Annotated in this window: 14 protein-coding genes; 11 read left to right on the top strand and 3 right to left on the bottom strand. The window is 52.2% G+C overall.

All coding sequences use genetic code 11. The features are described 5' to 3' along the window. Window positions 1-68 precede the first annotated feature (68 nt). Entirely contained in the window at window positions 69-608 is a 540-nt protein-coding gene (locus IPJ96_08930; protein ID MBK7910469.1) for a GNAT family N-acetyltransferase, read from the top strand. Between the two features lie 31 nt (window positions 609-639). On the opposite strand, the gene IPJ96_08925 is transcribed toward IPJ96_08930, so the two are convergent. Then, window positions 640-2,706: a M13 family metallopeptidase gene (locus IPJ96_08925; GenBank protein MBK7910468.1), complete on the bottom strand. Its 2,067-nt coding sequence runs from the start codon at window positions 2,704-2,706 to the stop codon at window positions 640-642. A gap of 147 nt (window positions 2,707-2,853) precedes the next feature. On the opposite strand from IPJ96_08925, the gene IPJ96_08920 reads away from it, so the two are divergent. The 5 genes from IPJ96_08920 to msrA all read left to right on the top strand — a co-directional run bounded on the left by IPJ96_08920 (window position 2,854) and on the right by msrA (window position 7,052). Next, the gene (locus IPJ96_08920; GenBank protein MBK7910467.1) at window positions 2,854-3,936 is read left to right on the top strand and encodes a PD40 domain-containing protein; all 1,083 of its coding nucleotides are present in this window, start codon (window positions 2,854-2,856) and stop codon (window positions 3,934-3,936) included. Window positions 3,937-3,979: 43 nt separating this feature from the next. Further along, window positions 3,980-5,176, top strand: a complete 1,197-nt coding sequence (gene nhaA / locus IPJ96_08915) for a Na+/H+ antiporter NhaA (protein MBK7910466.1) — start codon at window positions 3,980-3,982, stop codon at window positions 5,174-5,176. Beyond that, window positions 5,157-5,825 carry a class I SAM-dependent methyltransferase gene (locus tag IPJ96_08910; GenBank protein ID MBK7910465.1) on the top strand — a complete coding sequence of 223 codons (669 nt, stop codon included), beginning with the start codon at window positions 5,157-5,159 and terminating at the stop codon, window positions 5,823-5,825. The genes nhaA and IPJ96_08910 overlap by 20 nt, the downstream gene beginning before the upstream one ends. Window positions 5,826-5,856: 31 nt before the next feature. Continuing rightward, window positions 5,857-6,321: a hypothetical protein gene (locus IPJ96_08905; protein ID MBK7910464.1), complete on the top strand. Its 465-nt coding sequence runs from the start codon at window positions 5,857-5,859 to the stop codon at window positions 6,319-6,321. Window positions 6,322-6,410: 89 nt separating this feature from the next. Next, on the top strand, window positions 6,411-7,052 hold the full coding sequence (gene msrA, locus IPJ96_08900; protein MBK7910463.1) for a peptide-methionine (S)-S-oxide reductase MsrA: 642 nt from the start codon (window positions 6,411-6,413) through the stop codon (window positions 7,050-7,052). An 8-nt stretch (window positions 7,053-7,060) separates the two neighbouring features. Here msrA and IPJ96_08895 read toward each other — a convergent pair whose 3' ends face one another. After that, window positions 7,061-7,432, bottom strand: a complete 372-nt coding sequence (locus IPJ96_08895) for a TerB family tellurite resistance protein (protein MBK7910462.1) — start codon at window positions 7,430-7,432, stop codon at window positions 7,061-7,063. A 140-nt stretch (window positions 7,433-7,572) separates the two neighbouring features. Between IPJ96_08895 and mutL the strand changes: the two genes are divergently transcribed. From mutL to IPJ96_08875, 4 genes are read left to right on the top strand one after another with little or no spacing between them, the layout of a single operon-like run. After that, window positions 7,573-9,399: a DNA mismatch repair endonuclease MutL gene (mutL, locus tag IPJ96_08890; GenBank protein ID MBK7910461.1), complete on the top strand. Its 1,827-nt coding sequence runs from the start codon at window positions 7,573-7,575 to the stop codon at window positions 9,397-9,399. Between the two features lie 26 nt (window positions 9,400-9,425). Further along, window positions 9,426-10,280, top strand: coding sequence for a rhomboid family intramembrane serine protease (locus tag IPJ96_08885; GenBank protein MBK7910460.1), 855 nt, complete (start codon window positions 9,426-9,428; stop codon window positions 10,278-10,280). 9 nt (window positions 10,281-10,289) lie between these two features. Then, window positions 10,290-11,165, top strand: a complete 876-nt coding sequence (locus IPJ96_08880; protein ID MBK7910459.1) for a rhomboid family intramembrane serine protease — start codon at window positions 10,290-10,292, stop codon at window positions 11,163-11,165. A 34-nt stretch (window positions 11,166-11,199) separates the two neighbouring features. Further along, a complete protein-coding gene (locus tag IPJ96_08875) occupies window positions 11,200-12,345 on the top strand; it encodes an endonuclease/exonuclease/phosphatase family protein (protein MBK7910458.1) in 1,146 nt (381 codons plus the stop codon). Here IPJ96_08875 and IPJ96_08870 read toward each other — a convergent pair. After that, window positions 12,331-13,992 (bottom strand): ABC transporter substrate-binding protein, encoded by a 1,662-nt coding sequence (locus tag IPJ96_08870; protein MBK7910457.1) that lies wholly within the window; start codon window positions 13,990-13,992, stop codon window positions 12,331-12,333. The genes IPJ96_08875 and IPJ96_08870 overlap by 15 nt on opposite strands. A gap of 155 nt (window positions 13,993-14,147) precedes the next feature. Between IPJ96_08870 and mtaB the strand changes: the two genes are divergently transcribed. Next, window positions 14,148-15,497, top strand: a complete 1,350-nt coding sequence (gene mtaB / locus IPJ96_08865) for a tRNA (N(6)-L-threonylcarbamoyladenosine(37)-C(2))-methylthiotransferase MtaB (protein ID MBK7910456.1) — start codon at window positions 14,148-14,150, stop codon at window positions 15,495-15,497. The last annotated feature ends 33 nt before the right edge of the window (window positions 15,498-15,530 follow it).

Here is a 15,530-nt window from a genome sequence, read left to right as displayed (position 1 = left end):
TGACTGATTGCCCTCAGGGCACGTACTGCTCTTTATCATTCCCTCGCCTACGAAAACACACCATTCCGATGATCCGCCTACGAACATTCGATCTGGGAGACGCCGATGCGATCGCCAGTCTGGCCAACAACCGGAAGATCGCCGATAACATGCGCGACATGTTTCCCCACCCGTATCACCGGGAAGATGCGGTTCGGTTCATTCAGCGCGTCAATCAGCAGTCGCCTTCTACCGTCTTCGCCATCGAGCTGGACGGTAAGCCGATCGGCTCGATCGGTTATTTTCCGGCATCCGACATCAACCGCATGAACGCAGAGGTCGGTTATTGGTTGGGTGAACCATTTTGGGGCAAGGGCATCATCACAGAAGCCATCGGCAAGCTGGTCGACCATGCCTTTACGCATTCGAATCTGAGTCGCCTCTTTGCCATTCCGTTTCCGCACAACCTGGCTTCCGCCAAAGCGCTGGCGCGAAACGGTTTCGAACTGGAGGCTAGGTTGAAGGGTACGCTCATCAAACATGACCGGGTGATGGATGAGCTGATCTATTCCATTCGTCGCGAGGAGTGGGCCAAACGATTTCCGGAAAAAGCAAAGGCCCGGACATGACCGGGCCTTTCGCTTTGAAGTAGCTACCGTGTTACCAGATGCTTGCACGAAGCGAATCCGGGCGCCACATCGGATCGCCTTGCTTGATGCCGAAGGCCTCGTAGAATTCAGGAACGTTGCTGAACGGGCCGTTTACCCGGAGGAAGTTCGGAGCATGAACATCGGTCATGACCTGATTAGCAAGACTTGCATCACGGGAATGTCCCAACCACCCTAAAGTGTAGCCCAGGAAATAACGCTGCATGGGCGTCAGGCCATCGATCTTCTCGCCTTTCTTGTATTGCTCCGTTTTCTTGAACGCTTCCAAACCGATCACTACGCCGCCAAGATCTGCGATATTTTCGCCGAGTGTAGCCTCACCATTCACATGCAGGCTGTCCAGGACGGTATAGTTGCTGAATTGATCGATGATGAGTTTCGCACGTTGGGTGAAGCGGGCGGAGTCTTCCGCTGTCCACCAGTTTTTCAGGTTGCCAGCCGCATCGAATTGCCGACCCTGGTCGTCGAATCCATGGGTCAATTCATGTCCGATGGTCGAAGCGGCGGCATAGCCATAAATGATCGCGTCATCGGCCAGGGAATCCGGTAAACCGGGAATTAGAAACTGTGCAGCAGGCAGGACGATCTCGTTGTTGCTGGGGTTGTAGTAAGCATTATACGTCTGCGGAGTCATCTCCCATTCGTTCCGGTCAACCGGTTTGTAGAGTTTCCCGACGATATATTGGTATTGCCAGATTCGGGCGTTTATGACATTTCCGAGATAAGAATCACGGGAGATGCGCATGGAACTGTAGTCTTTCCAGTTATCGGGGTAGCAGACTTTACTGGTTATACGTCCCAATTTTTCTTCAGCCTTCTTTTTAGTCGCATCCGACATCCAATCGAGCTGGCGGATTCTTGCACCATACGCATCCAGCATATTGTGAACGAGATCCTCGTACCGCTTTTTCATGCCGGCTGAAACGTATTGCTGTACGTAGAGCTGTCCCAAGGCGTCGCCGAGAAAGTTCTCCGTCTGATCAAGGATCCGTTTCCAGCGTGGACGTTGCTGCGGAACGCCAGTGAGCGCGGTTCCATAGAACGCGAAATTTTGCCGGTCAAACTCGCCGCCTAGTTCTGCCGCGAAGGAGTTGATCAGGTTCCAGCGCAGATAGGTTTTCCAGTCTTCCAGGGAAGCGGTCTTCAGGTTATTGGCCAGCGCCTTGAAAAACTCCGGTTGCCCGACGATGACCGTATCGATACCCTGAATGTTCAGGCTGTCGAGCATGGATTTCCAGTCGATACCCGGCGACATCGCATTGGCTTCAGCCAGCGACATCTTGTTGTAGTTCGCATAGGGATCACGAAGGTCTTCCAACTTACGGGATGCCCGGGCCAGATCGGTTTCAAGCTTCATGATTGTTTTCGCATGACGGTCAGCCAATGCCGGCTCCTCTCCCATCAGGCGAAACATCTTGCCTAAGTGATCAAGGTACGCCGCACGTATTTCTTTGGTCCGTGAGTCTGAATTGAAATAGTAGTCGCGGTCGGGTAAACCGATTCCACCCTGATAAAGGTGCAGGGAATACCGGGACGAATTCATCTCATCCTGGTAAATTGCCAACGCGAACATGGGCGACCCCGCGAATTGTTGGTGCCGGGCTACCAACCGAAGCACATCATCCTTTGTTCGGACCTGATCAATCAACCCCAATTCCTCCTGGAGCGGCTTTAGTCCGAGTTGATCGATTTTGACGGAATCCATTCCGGTCGCCCAGAAGTCACCGATCTTCTGTGTATTCGATCCGGGTTGTGCAGCCTGATCGTTCGCTGCCTGCTCACAAAGGCCACGAAGTTTTTCGAAGTTGTCGTCGCGCACCAGGTTGGCAATACCCCAACGACGCTCACTGGCGGGAATCGGATTGTTCTTTAGCCAATTGCCGGTGGCAAACTTGAAAAAGTCGTCGCCAGGCCGTACACTGGAATCCAACCATTGCACCAGGAAATCATCCTCGCGGATATTCGCAGTTTCGGTCGATCCAGCCTGTTTGCAGGCATAGTTGCCGGACAGCAGGAGAATCCCTGCAAGGCCGGATAAGAGTTTGGTGTAGAGCTTCATGGGTTTGTGGATACCCTGCAAAACTAGGGACTTTACCTACCGGAGGCCGGATTTAACGCACATTAACGTGTTTTACAAAATGATGATAAACTGACGATTCTACTTTTCCCTTGTACTATGTTCGCAGTTCCACACAACGTCAGCACGATGAACCTTCAGAAAATAGCCATAGCGGCAGGGATAATTTCAGGCATGATGACTACCGCTCGTGCACAACAGCATGTTCATAGCCAGGAACCGGCCGACACCACTACCCACTATTCCGCTGAAAAGCACCTGTCGAACATCCGTCAGCTAACCTTTGGCGGCGACAATGCGGAAGCCTATTTCAGTTTTGACAGCAAAAGCATTGTCTTCCAGGCAACCAACCCGGCCTGGAATGCAAGCTGTGACCAGATCTTTTCCTCGGCGATCGAACCGTTCAAACCAGCCCTGGTGAGTACTGGTTTGGGGAGAACCACCTGCTCCTACTTCCTGCCGGGCGACAGTCTTTTTCTCTATGCCAGCACGCACGGTGCTGGGAAGGAATGTCCGCCCAAGCCGGCACCCCGTGCGGACCACAAGTATGTATGGGCACTTTATCCGTCCTTTGATATTTACATGGCTGATCTGAAAGGACAGATCCGAAAACAACTGACCACCGAACCGGGATACGATGCCGAAGCAACCGTCAGTCCCAAGGGCGATAAGATTGTTTTTACCTCGACACGAAATGGAGACATCGACCTTTACGTCATGGATATTGACGGCGGGAATGTTCGGCAAATCACGCGTGAATTGGGATACGATGGCGGGGCGTTCTTCTCACCGGACGGCAGCAAGATCATCTTCCGGGCTTCCAGGCCTAAGACCGAGGAAGAAGTTTCCACCTACAAGCAGTTACTTCAGGAAAACCTCGTCATGCCGACGAATATGGAGTTGTATGTCTGCAATGCCGATGGTAGTGAATTGAAGCAACTGACCTCGCTGGGCGGAGCGAATTGGGCGCCTTTCTTTTCGCCGGACGGGAAGCGCGTCATCTTTTCGAGCAATCACGTTCGGAAAGGGTACAGTTTTAACCTGTGGATGATCCAACTGGACGGTACCGGATTGGAACAGATCACCTTCGATCCTCATTTCGACGCGTTCCCCATGTTTTCTCCTGACGGGAAGCGACTGATCTTTTCATCCAATCGTAACAATGGAGGGACACACGACACGAACCTCTTCATTGCGGATTGGGTAGAGTAACACCTGAACAGGATATCGTATCTTTTCGCGGAAATCCAATTCCGTGTCGAAAAACACAGCGCCCCTTTTCTACAGGATCAGTAGCGGATTCCGGTTATTCGTCCGGTCACAGCAATTTTCCGGATTCCTGCTGATCGGTTGTACTCTTCTTTCAGTCCTGCTGGCCAATTCCGAGGTCGGTGAAGCGTACCTTCATCTGTTCCATGCTGAATTACCCTTATCGATACCGGGCATACACCACACCGTCAGTGTCGAATGGCTGATCAATGACGGACTGATGGCCGTGTTTTTCTTATTGGTCGGGTTGGAGATAAAGCGGGAATTGTTGGTGGGAGAACTCTCGAGCTTTCAAAAGGCCTCCCTGCCGGTGATGGCAGCCATTGGCGGCATGATCGCTCCTGCCTTGTTTTATACTGCTTTTAACGCCGGAACCCCGAGTGTTTCGGGATGGGGCATTCCCATGGCGACCGACATCGCCTTCGCACTGGGAGTCTTATCACTGCTTGGTAACCGCGTACCCTTATCCCTGAAGGTGTTTCTCACCGCACTGGCTGTTGTCGATGATCTGGGGGCCGTTGGTGTGATCGCCGTTTTCTATACACACGATCTTTCGACTACGTACCTGTCTTATGCCGCTGCAGTGCTGTTGTTGCTGATGATAATGAACCGAAGCGGTATCAACTCCCTTTGGAAGTACCTGATCCCCGGCCTTGTTTTGTGGTATTGTGTCCTTCAATCCGGCGTACATGCAACCGTCGCCGGAGTATTGCTTGCCCTTTGTATTCCGCACAAGACCCGGAAAGGTCCTCCCCTCCTGAGTCGACTGGAAGAGCGGCTGCATACTCCCGTCAATTACTTTATCATGCCACTATTCGCCCTGGCGAATACCGCTTTACCGATCAAGTCGGAGATGGTGACGCATCTTTCGGATCCGATAGCGCTTGGGGTGATTTTCGGACTTGTAGTAGGGAAGCCGGTGGGCATATTTCTGTTTAGTTGGCTTTCAGTCACTACCGGTCTGAGTCAGTTGCCTGCTGGAACGCGGTTCCGGGAGTTGGCCGGATTGGGGATGTTAGGGGGAATTGGTTTCACCATGGCAATATTCATCGCCTTGCTGGCCTTTCGTGACCCTGGGCAGATCGTTGAAGCCAAGATCGCCATCCTGGTAGCGAGCCTGTTATCCGGCATATTCGGTTATTTGTTTTTATCCAAAAGCCTTCATGAAAGAGCTGGATCCTGAAGCGCTCGCGAGCCAGCTTCGCTCCCCGCATGGTGATCACGCCAAAGCAGTGGGAGAATTCATGAGTAAGGGTAATAAGCGGCTCTACGCACTCTTATTTCGCCGGATGACGGAGAACCCGATCGGCAGCGTCCTGGAGGTTGGGTGTGGAAATGGCTGGTACATGGACCAGTTCCTGGCATTAGGGAATGCTACGACCTATCAGGGATTGGATCTAAGTGAGGAAATGGTCAGGGATGCCCACGAACGGATCAAAGCATTGGGAAAGACGGATTTGGCCAGCGTGCAACAAGGCGATATCCTGCACTGGCAATCCGATGTGCAATATGACCTGGTCATCGCCATGAACCTCATCTATTTCTTCCCTGAACCGTCGGAACTGATCAAGCGATTGTCCGGTTTTCTAAAGCCCGGAGGCCAGTTGCTGCTTGGATTCCGGACAGCCGGAAGTATGCAACAATTACCCTTCGCCAGTTTCGGGTTTCGATTATTTGAGCCGAATGAAGTGGAAGACTTGTTCAAAGGAACAGGATTGACTTCCATCGACACTCAGTTGGAACGGGAAGAATTGGAGACACCTGCAGGTACCTTTTCGCTCGTGAATGCAGTTGTTTCCGGTATAAGACCGAGCGTACGAGCACTTGACTAAATTGATTTTATTCATTAGATTTGAGTGTATTATGAGAGATTATAAAAAGTATTCATTTAGAAATCTGGCTGTAGCGACTAGCTTTCTTTGGCTCTTCGCTGCTCAGGTCGCCTGGTCGCAAAAGGTCACCAAGGTGACCATTACGGACCAGCTTTCGGCCGCCAGCGCCCTCTCCTATGGAACTCCCAAACCTGCCGCAGCCAAGGATAAATTCGTACTGGCAGGCGACAAGGGAGCAAAGGTGCTGGTCTATCTCTCGCTTGAACCCGACTCCATGATGCAACCGGGCTTCGGTTTCAAGTATACCGTTAACCGAAGTCAGGATGGGAAAGAGGAGTGGATAGACGAACGGCTGTTAGCCTTAAAACCCACGGCCAGGTATAGCATGGCGGCATTCACCCTGACAGAACCCGGTCGATATCATTTCCTGGTAACCGATCAGCAAGACGAACGCAAGGTCTACGCGGAAGGTTGGGCGACGGTGGTGCAGGAATAGGGATTCGGTCGGTTGTTAATCTTTCATAAATCACGCTCTCCGACAAATCCCAAACAATCCGAACCCCGTGGAAGCGCGTACATCCGGACATGCGAACACTTATCTTGGTCACCTATATATTATTCAGTCTGGCTGCCTGCGGCCAGCGCAATACCCCCTCCCCGGTTATGTCTGATGTAACAAGCGTGCCCCCCGAATTCCTGGATACTGCCACGCTCGGGGGTGGCTGTTTTTGGTGTACCGAAGCTCAATACAAACTGCTTGATGGAGTTGTGAACGTAGTCTCCGGATATTCCGGCGGAGAGATCAGGAATCCGGCGTACAAGGAAGTCTGTTCCGGAAGAACCGGCCACGCGGAAGTCATACAAGTGGTTTACGACACGCGTAAATTAAGCTTCGACCAAATACTGGAAGCGTTCTGGGTATCACACGATCCCACCCAACTGAACCGACAAGGCAACGACATCGGAACGCAATATCGTTCGGTCATTTTCTATCATAATGCAGAGCAACAGCGTATCGCGGAAACCTATAAGAAACGTTTGAACGATGAGCAGGTCTTCAGCGATCCGGTCGTCACGGAAATATCGGCATTCAAGGCTTTTTACCCTGCCGAAGATTACCATCAGGATTACTATGCGGAAAACGGTGACCAACCGTATTGCCAGTTTGTAGTCGCTCCCAAAGTGGAAAAATTCAAAAAGGTCTTCAAAGAGCGCTTAAAGCACTAAGCAACTGATCAGAGACCTTCGTTTTCGGAGTCCCAGGAGTTGAAGAGCATCTTGAGGAAGGTATTTTCCTTGCCGGTGACCTCATTATCCGCCTTCACCAATTGGGTGGCAAAGTCCAGGAACTCGATCCGTTCCTTTCGGGTGGAATCGGAATAGAAATCATCCATACACTTTTGGAAGTGCAGCACATAATCGTCGGCATGAAGAGCGCTCAGGTGCTCGATCGCGCCATCGAGTGAAACGTGGAAGGGGTAATTCTCCACCAGGTACTTTCGGATGACCAGGTCCTCTTCCAACGTGAATTTTCCATCAACAGCGGATAGTAATTGCAAGAGATGATAGCCTGCTTCCGATTTATTCAAACGGCGTGTTTTTTCCATAACCAAGTATTCGCTCATCAAATTAGATTTTTTTCTCTGAATAAGCAACGTTTCAGGGCACCGGTTGTTTTGAAATTTGGGCTTGTTTTTCAACAACAAACGCGAAAAACGTACCTTTAGGCAGATTTTTGCATGACCGTATGCCCGACTTGATCCGCCTGCTTCCCGACACCGTAGCCAACCAGATTGCAGCAGGTGAAGTCATTCAACGTCCCGCTTCCGCAGTGAAGGAACTGTTGGAAAATGCGATCGATGCCGGCAGTTCCAGGATCGATCTCTTCGTCAAGGATTCCGGCAAGACCCTGATCCAGGTCACCGACAACGGCTGCGGCATGAGTGCCACCGATGCCCGGATGGCCTTTGAGCGGCATGCTACCTCCAAGATCCGCTCCGCCGACGATCTCTTTCATATCCGCACGATGGGGTTTCGCGGTGAAGCCCTTGCCTCCATCGCTGCCGTGGCGCAGGTCGAACTAAAGACCCGACGGCACGACGATGAAGTGGGTACCCGTCTCCAGATTGACGGGAACGAAATACTTTCCCAGGAGCCTGTAACCGCAGCGGCCGGTAGCACCTTTTACATCCGGAACTTGTTCTTCAATGTGCCGGCAAGAAGGAATTTCCTCAAGTCGAATCCTGTCGAAGCGCGACACATCATCGACGAGTTCGAGCGGGTAGCGCTTGCTCAGCCGTCTATCGCATTTTCACTGAACCAGAATGGTCTGGAAGTCTTCAAGCTTCCCGCATCCAATCTTCGACAACGGATTGTCAACCTCTACGGGCAGCCCTATAACGAACGCCTGGTACCGGTTCAGGAGGAGACCACCCTTCTGAACATTCAGGGTTTTGTTGGTAAGCCCGAGTTTTCGCGTAAGACCCGCGGAGAGCAGTATTTCTTTGTCAACCGTCGTTTCATCAAGGACGGTTACCTCCACCATGCGGTCACGAATGCCTTTGAGTCCCTCCTTCCCCGGGAAGCGTATGCCTCCTATTGGTTGTACCTCGAAATCGATCCGGGAAAGATCGATGTGAACATCCATCCGACCAAGACCGAGATCAAGTTCGAAGACGAACGGTCGGTTTACGCCATCGTACGGGCAGCGGTGAAGCGCGCGCTGGGTCAATACAGCGTAACGCCTTCGCTGGATTTTGAGCGGGAGACATCCTTCGATGTTCCGAGCGGCATGAACCACCGTCCGCCGGTCCTTCCCGGGATCACCGTCAATACCGGTTACAACCCCTTCAAAGAATCCGGTGACCGTATCCGGACATCCGGCTGGGAGAAAATGTACGAAGGACTGGATCAGGTTGCCGTTGCTCAGGCTTCCTTGATCCCGGATCCTGCTGAATTGTTCCCAGACGCGGCCGCGACAAGCGAAACAGCATCCGATGAAATGGCTCCCGCGACCGGCGAGATCATCAGCATCGATTCACGTTACCTGGCTTTCCCGATGCATGGCGGACTTTGCCTGGTCGACCAGCAGGCTGCCCATGAACGGATCCTTTTCGAGGAACTCCTCAACCGGCCTGAGGAGGCCATTCAGGGAAGCCAGCAGGAACTCTTTCCGGTTCATTTACAGTTCCGGACCGCGGATGCCGAGTTACTAGCCCAGCACCTGGCTGACCTTCGCCGGTTCGGTTTTATGTTGGAATCATTCGGCGGTAGCGCTTTTGTCCTGCAGGCAACACCTGTTGGCGTGGAACGCGGTACCGAACAATCCGTACTGGAGCACATCCTGGAGAACCTGAAGCACTTTCATCCGGATCCTACCGAACCGGTACGAGAACAACTGGCCAGGGCCCTTGCACGTTCACTGGCAATTCCAGCTGGCCGTGAGTTAACACCCGTAAAGCGACAGGAACTTATTGAAGCATTGTTCCGGTGTTCGAATCCGGGTATGGGCATCGATGGGAAGCCCTGCATCGTGAGAATTTCCCAGGAGGAACTTCGTGGACGTTTCCGCTGAACTGAAAAAATCGACCGAGCACTGATATGAACGACTACCAACGTCCTTCCGGATTCAGCCTCATGCCGGAGGCGGTCAAGAATATCCTCATCATCAATGGCCTTCTGTTTCTCGCTACGATCGTACTCGGTAACAAGGGAATCGATCTGACGAGTATTCTCGGTCTTCATTACTGGGGTGGTTCCGATTTTCGTTTTTTCCAATTTATCACCTACCAGTTCATGCACGGTGGGTTTGCCCACATCTTCTTCAACATGTTCGCTGTTTGGATGTTCGGAACGGCGATCGAACAGGTTTGGGGAAGCCGTAGGTTCCTCACCTACTATCTGCTGACGGGTGTCGGCGCGGCACTTTGTCATTACGGGTTGTTCTATTTCGAACTGCAGCCGCTGCAAGCGCTCTTTGAAACCTACCAACAATCCCCTACCGTTGAGAACCTCGAGACACTCCTGCACAGTCCCTTACTCCATACGTATTGGTCCGCTGAAGTGGAAAGTTCGATCCGCTCATTCGTTGAAGAATTCAATGTGCAGTATTCAGCCGACCCCGAGAAGGCCATGATCTACAGCGTAGGGTACGTGAAGGATCTGGAGAACCTGATCATGAACGCCCCCCTGGTGGTTGGTGCCAGCGGTTGTGTCTTCGGTTTGTTGTTGGCCTACGGGATGTTGTTTCCAAACAATGTCATATACATCTATTTCGCGTTACCCATCAAAGCCAAGTACTTCGTGATTCTTTACGGCGCAATCGAATTGTTTTCCGGCATTGCCAATGTCAGGGGCGACAACGTTGCACACTTCGCGCATCTTGGCGGACTGATCACCGGATTCCTCCTGATTCAATTCTGGCGGAACCGGAACCGTCGGAAATTTCGTTATTGATACCCTGAGATGAGTACTGGCTGGAAGGATATGTGGCAAAACCAGGTTCGGTCGGCGGACCTCTTGCAGCGGCTGTTGATGGTCAATATCGCGCTGTTCATCCTCCTGCATTTGGTCCATAGCCTCTCAGCATTGTTCCTGCATCCGATGCTGGACTTCGCCACTGCATCACGCTGGCTGGCGGTTCCGGCAGCTTTGCCGGTACTGGTGGTCAAACCCTGGTCCCTGCTGACCTATCAGTTCTTTCATTGGGATTTCTTTCACCTGCTCTTCAACATGCTCTGGTTGTATTGGATGGGAAAGATCTTTCAGGAGTACCTGGGCGCTCCGAAATTGTTCGGTACCTATTTGCTCGGCGGATTGAGCGGAGCCGTCTTTTACATCGTGTTCTACAATGTTTTTCCGCTCTTTGCTGATGGTGTCCGGGATTCGTTTGCCCTGGGAGCCTCGGCCAGTGTACTGGCTGTCACCATCGCGACCGCTACCTTGCTTCCGGATTATCCGATCCAATTGCTGTTGTTCGGCACGGTACGCCTCAAGTGGATCGCGCTCATCACTATTCTACTGGACCTCATCAATATTTCCGGCTCCAATGCCGGCGGTCACATCGCCCACCTGGGAGGCGCGTTCTTCGGCTTCATCTATATCCGGCAATTGCAGTCGGGCCGTGACTTAAGTGCCTGGCTCCAGCGAATGTTCTTTCGAAAGGGAGGCACCGGAAGGATGAAAGTGAAGTATCGTCGGTCCGACGATGATTTCCTTTCCGACAAGAAATCGAAACAGGAACGCCTGGACGAGATCCTCGACAAGATCAACCGATCCGGTTATGGCAGTCTGACGAAAGAGGAACAGGAGTTCCTATTCCATGCAAGCAAAGACAGCTAACGTGATTGTCAGGCAAATTTTGTTTCTTTAAGTCGTGAGTGGCGCCTCTGTTCCGCGTACCGGCGGTATTTTGAAAAGACTCTTCTGGTTCCTCAACCTACTGGCAGGTATCGGCCTGCTGCTTTCTTTCGTTGCGGCATGGGTGAGCCCGGCCTCCGTCTGGTGGCTTGCATTGTTCGGACTCGCTTTCGGAACGCTCTATCTGGTCAATTTTCTATTTTTCCTTGGTTGGAAACTTGCCCACAGTCGTCGATACTGGTTCTCTCTCGCGTTACTGCTTCTGGGGGCCGGAAAACTATTCGGCATGTATCAGTTTCCTTTTGGTGGAAAGGATGAGCCAGCCTTAGCAGATCGTAATCGATCGCTCAAGGTCATGTCGTTCAATGTCCGTCTGTTCAACTTGTACAACTGGTTCCATAACCAGGAAACGCGACAAGCCATATTCCGGTATCTGGAACGATCCTCTCCGGACATTGTTTGTTTTCAGGAGTACTATCAGTCCGACGATCCGAAAGAAAACTATCACAATACGGATAGCATCTACCGGATACTGAATACGACTTTTGCCCACGTGGAATATACCGTCACGCTAAGGGAAACGCATCACTGGGGTATCGCGACGTTCAGCAAGTACCCGATTGTCCGACAGCAAGCGGTGCATTTCAAGAAAAAAGGTGGCAACATTTTCCTGCTCACGGATATCCGGGTCGGAGATGATACGCTGCGGGTCTTCAACACACACCTGGAAAGCATTCGGTTTCGGTGGGAGGATTATCAGTTCATCCGTAATCTCGGGAATGAAGAAGTCGAACAAGACGAGATCTCCGGAGGCTTGAGCATACTGCGCAGGTTGAAACGTGCCTTTGTAAAACGCGCCAACCAGGTAGCAGTGTTACACGATTCCATTCAGCACAGCCCCTATCCCGTGATCGTCTGCGGCGATTTTAACGATACCCCTTCCTCCTATGCCGTTCACATCTTGTCAGACGATCTGACCGATGCGTTCCGGGAAAGTGGACGTGGAATCGGGAAAACCTATTCGGGTATCTTTCCTTCCTTCCGGATCGACTACATCTTCCACGACCGACGGTTGAAGTCGTGGGATTACGACACTTACCGCGATGAACCCTTGTCGGATCATTATCCGATCAGTTGTCAGTTGGTATTACCGCATCGCTGATTTCCGAACCCGGTCCAGCAATAGCAGATTCATCGAATTTGGCGGAAGACCTTCGACGTTATTTCGCCGTAACCGTATCACCTTGTCGTAGTACAGGATGATGACCGGCGAGGCTTCCATGACTTTTCGATCTATTTCAGCATAGAGTTTCGCCCGTAGGCTGTCGTCAATCGTCCTGCCGGCTTGTTCATACAAACGATCGGTTTCCGGGTCATGGAAGTGCGTGTAATTCGGGCCTCGGGGAGCAGCATTCCTGCTGTAAAACAGCGAGAGATAGTTTTCCGCGTCCGGATAATCCGCAATCCAGGATCCCCTGAAGAAGCCAAGCTTCTGCTCCGCCACCAGCTTTCTGTGAACAGCAGCCTGATTGATATCGATACGGATGCGTAAGCCTAAATCCTCCCACTGGCTCTTGATGTACTCCGTCAGGTCGAGATACGAAGAAGTTGTTCCCAAAACGATTTCCGGTATCCCTTTGCCTCCCGGGAAGCCGGCTTCCCGTAACAGGGCTCTGGCCCGATCGGGATCGAACCGATAGCCGGTTGTCGAGTCAAAGCCTGGAAGTCCGGGTGGAATGAAGCCATAGTCGCCGGGAGTACCCATGTTATTCCGCAGGAACAACATCATCCGACGTTTGTCGAATCCGTAAGCAAGCGCCTGACGTACTTTGGGATGTAAAAGCGGATTGTTCCGCATACCGACAACATTGGTATCGACCAATATCCCGAGGTACTCGGTATTCAGATAGGGCAATGTTTCGAGTTGAAAACGTCCCTGATGACGTTGCTGCAATTTCCCATCGCGGGTGAGCAGTTCATCTTTGTAGCTTGGATCCAGTCCGGAGAGGAAATCCAGGTTACCTTTTAGAAATTCGATGAATGCGCTCTGCTTGTCGTTGATGAATCGCATCTCCACCGCATCGAGGTAAGGCAACGCGTGCCCGGAATCATCTTTGATAAAATAACGGTCATTTTTCCAGGCAACGAGCCGGACGCCTTCTTTCCAAAGGAACAACCTGAAAGGCCCCGTCCCGCAGGGATGACTTCGGAAGTCGGCTCCGAAATATTGAACCGCCTCTTTTTGAACTACCGCACAATACGGCATGGCCAGTAAGGAGAGAAATGGCGGGAAAGGATGCCGAAGCTGAATCAACAGGGTCGAGTCGTTTTCGGCGGTGATGCTCAGGTGGGTTCCCGAGCTGTCCTGATCGACCGGGCGCATCACCCAACGGCCGGGAGATGCAACAGCCGGATCCGTCAGCCGGTGCAAGCTGTAAACGAAATCATCAGCGACCACCATTCTGCCGGCTGCCTCCTTCGGCAGTTCCGGTGCAGCATGAAAGAAAACATCGGTTCGAAGATGGAATCGATAAGTTGTGCCGCTATCCAGGATTTCCCAGGAATTGGCGATACAGGGAACAGCCCTTAGCCGGTCATCGAATCGAACCAAGCCGTTGTAGAACAACATGGATGCCCAAATATGCGATTGGTCTTTCGCGAAGGCAGGGTCAAGTGTCAGGATCCCGCTGGCATCGTTGAAACGAAAGACTTGTCGGCCATCCGAACCATTACCGGTCGGGTTGCAGGCCTCCAGGAGCACGACCATGAGTCCGAGCAAAGGAGTCTTTCGAAGTAAGCACTTCAACATAGGGTCCTCAAGTTATAGCAGTTGGCGTATTGGATGGTTCCTTTTCATCAGCAGTTTTAAACGTATCCGGGTGGACGTGAGATTATTCTGAACGACTGAAAAACAAGCAGTTAACAGCTTTTCGATGCATTGGCCGTTTCGTACCTTTGCGACCCATGAATCGGAGGCCGAGCGTTTCATTTCACACCCTGGGTTGCAAATTGAATTTTGCCGAGACCAGTACGATCGGCAAGCAGCTACGCGATGCCGGCTTTCAGAAAACCGAATTCGATTCCGGTGCGGATGTCTATGTGATCAACACCTGTTCCGTTACGGAGAATGCCGACAAAGAATGTCGGACTCTCGTTCGTCGTGCTTTACAGCGAAACCCGAACGCGTTTGTCGCCATCATCGGATGTTATGCGCAGCTGAAGCCCGAGGAGATATCCCGCATCCCGGGAGTCGACCTGGTGCTGGGTGCAACCGAAAAGTTCAACTTACCCGCATACCTGAACGATCTGAAGAAATCAGGTTCTACTCAGGTGCACAGTTGCGAGGTAAGCGACGCGACACGATTCATCGCGTCCGAATCGGCCGGCGACCGTACCCGCGCTTTCGTGAAAGTTCAGGATGGCTGCGACTACCCCTGCACCTACTGTACCATCCCCCTGGCACGTGGACATAGCCGAAGCGATACCATCGACAACGTAGTTGCCCGTGTAAAGGCCCTCGCGGCAACGGGCATTCGGGAAGTGGTCCTGACGGGTGTCAATTTGGGTGATTTCGGGCTGCGTCACCTCGAAGGAGGCGGATCAGAGCGACCCGAGCATTTCCTCCAACTGGCGGAGGCTCTGGAGCAAGTTGAAGCGATCGACCGCTTCCGTATCTCCTCGATCGAACCCAATCTGTTGCGGGACGAGATCATCCGGTTCGTCGCGCAGTCGACCCGGTTTGTTCCACATTTCCATCTGCCGTTGCAATCGGGATCTGATAAGATCCTGGCAGCGATGAAACGTCGTTACCGGACCGGCTTGTATACTGAACGAGTCGAAGCGATCCGGCAATTGATGCCGCATGCGGCCATCGGCGTTGATGTGATCACCGGCTTTCCGGGGGAAGGCGAAGCTGAATTCATGGAAACGTTCAATTTCCTGCATGGCTTACCGGTATCGTATTTCCATGTATTCACCTATTCGGAGCGTGATCATACGGAGGCGGCTACCCTGCCGGGGAAAGTGCCGATGGAAATTCGAAAAGATCGTACACGGCAGTTGCGTAATCTGGGCGATAAAAAATACCGTTCGTTCATCGAATCGTTCATCGGACAAACACGCCCGATCCTTTGGGAGGCCGAGCAGGTGAATGGAAGGATGCATGGCTATACCGATAATTACATCCGGGTCAGCACTCCTTTTGCAGCGGCTGCGGTAAATACGGTTGTTCCCACCGAACTTGGAGAAGTTGATCCCAATGGTACACCCTGCCTGATGTGCCGGAATGTAGAAGCATTGATCCATGTTTCCTGACCTCCTCACCCACCGTCGCTGACGATCAGCACC

This window comes from Bacteroidota bacterium (assembly GCA_016713765.1).
Lineage (GTDB): Bacteria > Bacteroidota > Bacteroidia > AKYH767-A > 2013-40CM-41-45 > Pollutiaquabacter > Pollutiaquabacter aromativorans.
Note: the sequence above shows the minus strand (reverse complement) of the source record. Positions and strands in the feature narration are given on the sequence as shown.